Genomic DNA, 7,812 nt, shown 5'->3' with positions numbered 1-7,812 from the left:
CTGCTGCAACGTCGCCCCGACATCCGACGTACGCGTCGTCGTCATCGACTGCACCGAAACCTGAGCATCACCACCCACCGCCACCGAACCGACCTGGATCTTCCGGCTGACGCGCCGGTCGGCGAGCTTGGTCGGAACGGAAGGGATACCGAGAGAAATCGCGGTCATCTGCTGTGCAACCCCAAGGTGTGGATCGAGGTCCCGAGATCGGCGGGCTCCAGCAGTCGAGATTACGGCACCTCGGTTACGACAAGCACATCGCGCGGGGAAATCCCCACGCATAGGTGAGCGGCCGGGCACAAAATGCACCCGGCCGCCGCACACCACCTGCCGTAGGGTCTCCGGTCAGCCGACCCCGCCGGGCCGGTCAGGCCGTCGTACCGGACCCGTACCGTCCCGTCCCGTCGCACAGGCCGACGGAACCCGGACCCGTGTGCCGGCCGGTCCAGGCCCGGGTATCAGCTGATCTTGACCGGGTTGACGATGTCCGCGACCAGCACCAGCAGGGTGAAGCAGATGAAGACGCCCGCCACCACATACGCGACCGGCATCAGCTTGGCGACATCGAACGGGCCCGGGTCGGGGCGCCGGAAGAGCCTGGCCACGTTGCGGCGTACGGACTCCCACAGGGCCCCCGCGATATGCCCGCCGTCCAGCGGCAGCAGCGGCAGCATATTGAAGAGGAACAGCGAGAGGTTGAAGCCCGCGAGCAGCATCATGAAGGTGGCGATGATGTTCTCGGTGGGCACATCGAGGTTCATCACCTCGCCGCTGATCCGGGCGGCGCCGACGACGCCGACCGGGGAGTCGTCCTTGCGCTCGCCCTCGCCGAAGGCCGCGTTCCACAAGTCGGGGACCTTGGCGGGGAGCGCGATGATCGACTCGACGCCGTTCGCCATCATGTCGCCCATACGGTCGACGGAGTCGGTGAAGGAGAGCGGCACGATCTTGGTCTGTGCGGCGAAGCCGAGATAGCCGGCCGGGACGAAGTCACCGGGGACGACCTCGCCGTCCGCGTCCTTCTTGGCCACCAGGTTCTTGATGAGATCGGCCTTGAGCACCTGCTCGCGGCCGTCGCGCTCGACGGTGATGGTGGCCGGGCCGATGGTCTCGCGGATGTGGTTCGACAGGGTGCCCCAGTCGCCGACGCGCTCGCCGTTGAAGGCGACGATCTTGTCGCCCTCCTTCAGCCCGGCGTTCTGAGCGGGTGAGACCGGGTCGCCGGGGGCGCAGGTGTCGCGCTTCTCGCTCTGCTGGATGACGCACTTCTGGACGCCGGCGACCTCGGTGGTCTGGGTGGCGAAACCGAAGGACATCGAGATCCCGAGGAAGATCGCGACGGCCAGGATCAGATTCATGAACGGCCCGGCGAACATCACGATGAAACGCTTCCACGGCTTGCGCGTGTAGAAGAGCCGCTTCTCGTCGCCCGGCTGGAGTTCCTCGTACGCCGCCGTTCTGGCGTCCTCGATCATCCCGCGCCAGGGCGAGGTGGAGCGGGCCTCCAGCCGGCCGTCCGCGCCGGGCGGGAACATCCCGATCATGCGGATGTAGCCGCCCATCGGGATGGCCTTGATGCCGTACTCGGTCTCGCCCTTGCGCCGGGAGAAGATCGTCGGGCCGAAGCCGACCATGTACTGCGGTACGCGGATGCCGAAGAGCTTGGCCGTGGAGAGATGGCCCAGCTCATGGAAGGCGATGGAGAACAGCAGCCCCACGGCGAACAGCGCTATGCCAAGGACCGTCAACAACATCGTCATGCGCGAGCCTCCGCTGTGGATTTCGCTGCCAGTTCCCGGGCCCGCGCCCGGGCCCAGCTCTCCGCTTCCAGGACGTCGGCCACCGTCAGCCGGGTTCCCCGCGCGGATGTTCCATGCCCGGGTGTTCCCCGCGGGGGTGCTCCGTACCCAGGTGTTCCATGCCCGGACGTTCCATGCCCGGACGTTCCATGCTCGGGTGTTCCGTGCTCGGTGACGACTTCGGTGACCGTATCCATGATTCCGTTGAACGGCAGCCGTCCGGCGAGAAACGCCTCGACGCACTCCTCATTGGCGGCATTGAACACCGCCGGGGCGGTCCCGCCCAGCTCCCCCACCCGCCGGGCGAGTCCCACCGCGGGGAAGGCGTCGGTGTCGAGGGGGAAGAACTCCCAGGTGGAGGCTTTGCTCCAGTCGAACGCGGGGGACGCGTCGGGGACCCGCTGCGGCCAGCCGACGCCGATGGCGATCGGGCCGCGCATATCGGGCGGGGTGGCCTGGGCGATGGTGGAGCCGTCCGTGAACTCGACCATGGAGTGGACATAGGACTGGGGGTGGACGACGACCTCGATCCGGTCGAAGGGGATGTCGTAGAGGAGGTGGGCCTCGATGACCTCAAGCCCCTTGTTGACCAGGGTCGCGCTGTTCACCGTGATCACCGGGCCCATGGCCCAGGTGGGGTGCGCGAGGGCGTCCTCGGGGGTGACGTCCGCCAGCTCGGCCCGGGTCCGGCCGCGGAAGGGGCCGCCGGACGCGGTGACGACGAGCTTGCGGACATCGGCGCGGGTGCCGGACGCCAGTGCCTGGAACAGGGCGGCGTGCTCGGAGTCCACCGGGATGATCTGGCCGGGGCGGGCGAGGGCCTTCACCAGCGGCCCGCCGACGATGAGCGACTCCTTGTTGGCGAGGGCGAGGGTGCGGCCCGCCCGCAGCGCGGCCAGGGTGGGCGCGAGCCCGATGGAGCCCGTGATGCCGTTGAGCACCGTATGGCAGTCGGAAGCGGCGAGCTGGGTGGCGGCGTCGGGTCCGGCCAGGATCTCGGGCCGCTTCTCGGAGCCGTACTGCCCGGCGAGTGCCTCGCGCAGTGCGGGCACGGCCTCCTCGCGGGCCACAGCGACCGCCCGGACCCGCAGCCGCCGCGCCTGCTCGGCCAGGAGTCCGACCCGGCCGCCCGCGGCGGAGAGCCCGGTGACCCGGAAGCGGTCGGGGTTGCGCAGGACGAGGTCGATGGCCTGTGTGCCGATGGACCCGGTGGAGCCGAGGACCACAAGGTCACGGCGTCCCGCGGCCGGGTCGAAGGCGATATGCGGGTCGGCGAGGGGGGATGGGCTGTCGCTCATCCCCCCATTGTGTCCGTAACACCGGCTCTTCCGGGACAGTGGTGCCGCGGCGGAGCCGACCGCGGGCGTCGCCGCCGGCTCTCGCCCCTCTCAGGGCATGGGGCCCCGCTCAGGGGATCGGGCGGTGGACGTTGTCCTTCGTGGCGGGTCCCGGGGTGGCGTCGGCGATCCAGGGGCCCTCGCCGCTGGGGTCGACAACGCCCTCCTCCAGCCAGGTGTAGGTGCCGGACAGCACGCCGTCGACCACCTTGCGGTCGATGTCGTCGGTGTTGGACCACAGCCGGTCGAACAGTTCCTCGACCCGGATGCGGGCCTGCCGGCAGAACACATCGGCCAGCTGGTACGCCTCCCGGCCGTGTTCCCCGGAGGTGCGCAGCAACTCGGCGCGGACACAGGCGGCGCTCATCGCGAACAGTTCCGCGCCGATGTCGACGATCCGGCCGAGGAAGCCCTGCTTGGTCTCCATCCGGCCCTGCCAGCGTGCCATGGCCAGGAACATCGACCGGGCGAGCCTGCGGGAGGCGCGCTCGGCGTAGCGCAGATGCGGGGAGAGGTCGAGATGTCCTGCGGGGTGGAACTCGCTGTACGTACGCGGGAGCTGCCCCGGGCCTGCGATCAGCTTGGGCAGCCAGCGGGCGTAGAAGGCGCCGGCCTGGGCGCCGGCCCTGGCCTTGTCGCCGAGGGACTTGTCCGGGTCGATCAGATCGCCCGCGACCTTGAGATGGGCGTCGACCGCCTCACGGGCGATGAGGAGATGCATGATCTCGGTGGAGCCCTCGAAGATACGGTTGATCCGCAGGTCGCGCAGGATCTGTTCGGCCGGTACGGCGCGTTCGCCGCGGGCGGCGAGCGAGTCTGCGGTCTCGAAGCCTCGTCCGCCGCGGATCTGGACCAGTTCGTCGGCCATCAGACAGGCCATCTCGGAGCCGTACAGCTTGGCGAGGGCCGCCTCGATACGGATGTCGTTGCGGTCCTCGTCGGCCATCTGGGAGGAGAGGTCGAGGACGGCTTCCAGCGCGAACGTGGTGGCGGCGATGAAGGAGATCTTCGCGCCCACCGCTTCGTGCCGGGCGACGGGTTTGCCCCACTGTTCGCGGGCCGCCGACCACTCGCGGGCGATCTTCAGACACCACTTGCCCGCGCCGACGCACATGGCGGGCAGGGAGAGCCGGCCGGTGTTGAGGGTGGTGAGGGCGATCTTGAGGCCCGCGCCCTCCGGGCCGATGCGGTTGGCGGCGGGGACGCGGACCCGGTGGAAGCGGGTGACGCCGTTCTCCAGGCCGCGCAGGCCCATGAAGGCGTTGCGGTTCTCGACGGTGATGCCCTCGCTCGACGCCTCGACGACGAAGGCGGTGATGCCTCCGGGGTGGCCCTCGGACTTCGGCACCCGGGCCATCACCACGAGCAGATCGGCGACGACGCCGTTGGTCGTCCAGAGCTTGACGCCGTCGACGATGTAGTCCTCGCCTTCCGGGACCGCCGTGGTGGCCAGCCGGGCCGGGTCGGAGCCGACATCGGGCTCGGTGAGCAGAAAGGCGGAGATGTCATGGCGGGCGAGGCGGGGCAGGAAGGTGTCCCGCTGCTCCTGGGTGCCGAAGATCTTCAGGGGCTGCGGAACGCCGATCGACTGGTGCGCGGAGAGCAGCGCGCCGATCGCGGGGCTGGCGGAGCCGACGAGGGCCAGGGCCTTGTTGTAGTACACCTGGGTGAGGCCGAGGCCACCGTACTTCGTATCGATCTTCATCCCGAGCGCGCCCAGTTCCCGCAGGCCGTTGATCACCTCGTCGGGGATTCGGGCCTCGCGCTCGATGAGCGCGCCGTCGATCCGCGTCTCGCAGAAGTCGCGGAGCCGGGCGAGGAACTCCTCGCCGCGCCGGGTGTCCTCGCCCGCGGGCAGGGGGTGGGGGTGGATCAGATCGAGCCGGAAGCGGCCCAGAAACAGTTCCTTGGCGAAGCTGGGCTTGCGCCAGTCCTGTTCGCGCGCGGCTTCGGCGACCTGCCGTGCCTCTCGCTCACTGACCTTGGGGGGCCGATTCTTTTCGAGTGGTGCGGTCATGAGGTCCACCTCGCCGCGAGTCGGGGTTCCGGGGGTTCTCAGGGGTTCTCGGGGGTTCTCGGGGGTTCTCTCCGGGCGTACTGCCGGGCGTTTCGCCGGGCGGTCTCCGCGCCGTCGGCCGCCGGGGCGACATCGCCCTACCGACCGGTGCTACTCATCCGTACTACCCGATTACCGTCCGCTCCACCAGTCCCGTGCCGCAGTCGGGCGACCCCCGCGGGGGCGGGGGCGGGGGCCGTGCCGGTGCCCCGGCCCGGGGCAGGCACAGGCACGGGCGCCGGATCAGCCCGATGACGCGGCCGAAGCGGCCCGGGCGCTCCCGGGCTCGTCCGGGCGCAGGGCGTCGAGGATGAGGCCGAGGCCGAAGGCGAACTCGTCGCCGTAGTCGTAGCCGGGCTTGAGGGCGTGCTCGGTGGCCAGCTCGGTGAGGTGGGGGTAGGCGTCGGCGGGCATCTCACGCAGGATGGCACCGGCGACCTCGTCCAGCTCCGCCGAGTTGCTGAACGGCAGGCTCAGCTCCTGGATCACGAAGCCGTACAGATAGCTGTCGATCAGCGAGACGGCGTGTGCGGTCATCGGGACGGAGAATCCCCCGGCGCGCAGGGCGCCGAGGACGGCGTCGTGGTGACGCAGGGTCGCGGGGCCGGGCCGCGTACGGGAGTCCATCAGGGCGACGGCCCACGGATGGCGCCGGAGCACGGCACGGGCGGATTCCGCCCGGTGGCGCATGGCGCCCTTCCAGTCCAGGTCGCGCGGCGGCAGGTCGATCTCGCCGAACACGGCGTCCACCATGCCGTCGAGGATGTCCTCCCGGCCCGCGACATGGTGGTACAGCGACATCGCCTCGACGCCCAGCGGCTCGGCGATGGCCCGCATGGTGAGCGCGGCCGAGCCCTTCTCGTCCGCCACCGCCACCGCCGTACGGATCACCCGCTCACGGCTGAGCGGCGTACGCGCCGACGCCCCACGCCGGCCCTTTGCCTCGGGCATTTCCACGCCTTTCACTCCTGTTGACTACCTTACAGCATAAGGCTAGCTTGCCTTACAGCATAAGGTTGATACTCCGGCGAAGGGGCCGCGCCATGGGCACGGATCGTATGAAGAGGGTCTGCATCGTCGGCGCTTCGGGGAAGCTCGGGCAGTACATGGTCCGGCACGCGCTGGAACGCGGCTACGAGGTGGTCGGCGTGTGCCGGGAGCGCAGCGTGCCGAAACTGGCCGCCTTCGACGGCCGGATGACCGTCGTCCCCGGACCCACGAACGACCCTGAGGTGATCCGGCGGGCGGTCGACGGGTGCGACGGGGTGCTGACGGTGCTGGTGCCCTGGGGCGTACGGCAGTACGCGTCCGGCACGGCGCAGGCGGTGCTCGACCACGCACGGCCGGGCGCGCGCCTGGTCTTCTCCTGCGGCTGGCACATCACGCGCGACGGCAAGGACCGGTACTCACGGATGTTCACCGCGGGCGTCCGGATCGCCGCCGTGCTGGGCAAGCTCGTCCGCGCAGTCGAGATCGACGACCAGGTGGAGGCGTGCCGCCGGGTGTTCGCCAGTGACACCCGGTGGACCGTGGTGCGCGGCAGTTCCCTGGAGGAGGGCGAGGGCCAGGGCCTGCCCGTGTGGAGCCGGCATGTGGGCGACCCGGTCCTGGCCAGCGATCTGACCCGCCGGGTGGACTTCGCGCTGTTCATGGTGGAGGCGCTCACCGACGACGCCCTCGTCCAGGAGGCACCGGCGATCGTCGGCCGCCTCACCCCCAGCGCCCTCGCCCACACCGGCGACCCCCGTGACCGCGCCTGAGCGGTTCCGGAGATCGAGCCGGGGCCCCTACCCGCTCAGGGGCGTACGGCCAGGTTGGCGGCGGCGGTGGTGACGGGCGTGTCGCCGTTGGTGAGTTCGACGATCGTGTGGCGAAGGGCGGGCTCGTGGAGAGCGGCGTCGATGAAGGCGGCGACGTCGTCGCGGTGTACGTCGCCGTACTCCACCGCGGGTCCGGCCGTGACGTGGCCGGTGCCGGGTGAGTCCAGGAGTGTGCCGGGGCGGACGATCAGCCAGTCGAGGTCCGTGCGGGTGAGATACACATCGGCGGTCTTCTTGACCTTGATGTAGTGCTCGAAGCCGTCGTTGCGCTCCCGGTCGCGCCATGCGTCGGGGAAGACGGAGACGAGGACGAAGCGCGGGACACCGGCGCGCTGCGCGGCGTCGGCGGCCTTCTCCAGGCCCTTGCCGTCGATGAGTGCGGTCTTGTCCTTGCCTGTGCCGTGGGCACCGGCGGCGAAGACCACGGCGTCGTGGCCGGTGAGCTTGGCCGCGAGGTCCTCGACGGAGTCGGTGATGAGGTCGCCGATGACCGGTGTGGCACCGGCGTCCCGCACCGTGGTGGCCTGTGCCGGGTTGCGGTGCATGCCGGTCACCTGGTCGCCGCGGGCGGTGAGCAGTTGGGCGAGTCGGCCGCCGACCGCTCCGGCGGCGCCGATCTGGAACACCTTCATGATCTTGTCTCGGCTTTCGGGTCGGAGGAGGTGGTGAGGGGCGGGGGTGAGAGGCGGGGTCCGCCGGTCGCGTGATGTCGGCGGCGGTGGGTGTGCGGCGGTGGGTCTGCTGCGGGTCACCCACCCGGGCGGTCTGTACGGCCGGCCCGGGTGGGTCGCCTGCGGGTG

7 protein-coding genes are annotated in these 7,812 nt (G+C 70.4%); 1 reads left to right on the top strand and 6 read right to left on the bottom strand.

The window, feature by feature from the left end; translation table 11 throughout:
• From ACWF94_RS26915 to ACWF94_RS26895, 5 genes are all read right to left on the bottom strand, one after another.
• The coding region (locus ACWF94_RS26915; RefSeq protein ID WP_453493674.1) for a flavodoxin-dependent (E)-4-hydroxy-3-methylbut-2-enyl-diphosphate synthase at positions 1 to 168 on the bottom strand (168 nt) is incomplete at its 3' end.
• 290 nt (positions 169 to 458) lie between these two features.
• Positions 459 to 1,760 carry a M50 family metallopeptidase gene (locus ACWF94_RS26910; protein WP_453493671.1) on the bottom strand — a complete coding sequence of 434 codons (1,302 nt, stop codon included), beginning with the start codon at positions 1,758 to 1,760 and terminating at the stop codon, positions 459 to 461.
• On the bottom strand, positions 1,757 to 3,097 hold the full coding sequence (gene dxr / locus ACWF94_RS26905) for a 1-deoxy-D-xylulose-5-phosphate reductoisomerase (RefSeq protein ID WP_453493668.1): 1,341 nt from the start codon (positions 3,095 to 3,097) through the stop codon (positions 1,757 to 1,759). The genes ACWF94_RS26910 and dxr overlap by 4 nt, the downstream gene beginning before the upstream one ends.
• Before the next feature lie 109 nt (positions 3,098 to 3,206).
• Positions 3,207 to 5,153 carry an acyl-CoA dehydrogenase family protein gene (locus tag ACWF94_RS26900; protein ID WP_453493665.1) on the bottom strand — a complete coding sequence of 649 codons (1,947 nt, stop codon included), beginning with the start codon at positions 5,151 to 5,153 and terminating at the stop codon, positions 3,207 to 3,209.
• 282 nt (positions 5,154 to 5,435) lie between these two features.
• On the bottom strand, positions 5,436 to 6,143 hold the full coding sequence (locus tag ACWF94_RS26895) for a TetR/AcrR family transcriptional regulator (RefSeq protein WP_453493662.1): 708 nt from the start codon (positions 6,141 to 6,143) through the stop codon (positions 5,436 to 5,438).
• A gap of 92 nt (positions 6,144 to 6,235) precedes the next feature.
• Between ACWF94_RS26895 and ACWF94_RS26890 the strand changes: the two genes are divergently transcribed.
• Complete coding sequence (locus ACWF94_RS26890; protein WP_453493659.1) at positions 6,236 to 6,952, top strand: NAD(P)-dependent oxidoreductase; 717 nt, start codon at positions 6,236 to 6,238, stop codon at positions 6,950 to 6,952.
• A gap of 35 nt (positions 6,953 to 6,987) precedes the next feature.
• Here the strand turns inward: ACWF94_RS26890 and ACWF94_RS26885 are convergent, their stop codons facing one another.
• Positions 6,988 to 7,644: an SDR family oxidoreductase gene (locus tag ACWF94_RS26885; protein ID WP_453493656.1), complete on the bottom strand. Its 657-nt coding sequence runs from the start codon at positions 7,642 to 7,644 to the stop codon at positions 6,988 to 6,990.
• Between the last annotated feature and the right edge of the window lie 168 nt (positions 7,645 to 7,812).

Source organism: Streptomyces sp. NPDC055078 (genome assembly GCF_053607985.1).
Note: the sequence above shows the minus strand (reverse complement) of the source record. Positions and strands in the feature narration are given on the sequence as shown.

Excerpts from the sequence above, each read along its gene's own strand:
- ACWF94_RS26910 (WP_453493671.1), bottom strand. The coding sequence starts at position 1,760 with ATGACGATGTTGTTGACGGTCCTTGGCATAGCGCTGTTCGCCGTGGGG.
- ACWF94_RS26895 (WP_453493662.1), bottom strand. The coding sequence starts at position 6,143 with ATGCCCGAGGCAAAGGGCCGGCGTGGGGCGTCGGCGCGTACGCCGCTC.
- ACWF94_RS26890 (WP_453493659.1), top strand. The coding sequence starts at position 6,236 with ATGGGCACGGATCGTATGAAGAGGGTCTGCATCGTCGGCGCTTCGGGG.
- ACWF94_RS26900 (WP_453493665.1), bottom strand. The coding sequence starts at position 5,153 with ATGACCGCACCACTCGAAAAGAATCGGCCCCCCAAGGTCAGTGAGCGA.
- dxr (WP_453493668.1), bottom strand. The coding sequence starts at position 3,097 with ATGAGCGACAGCCCATCCCCCCTCGCCGACCCGCATATCGCCTTCGAC.
- ACWF94_RS26885 (WP_453493656.1), bottom strand. The coding sequence starts at position 7,644 with ATGAAGGTGTTCCAGATCGGCGCCGCCGGAGCGGTCGGCGGCCGACTC.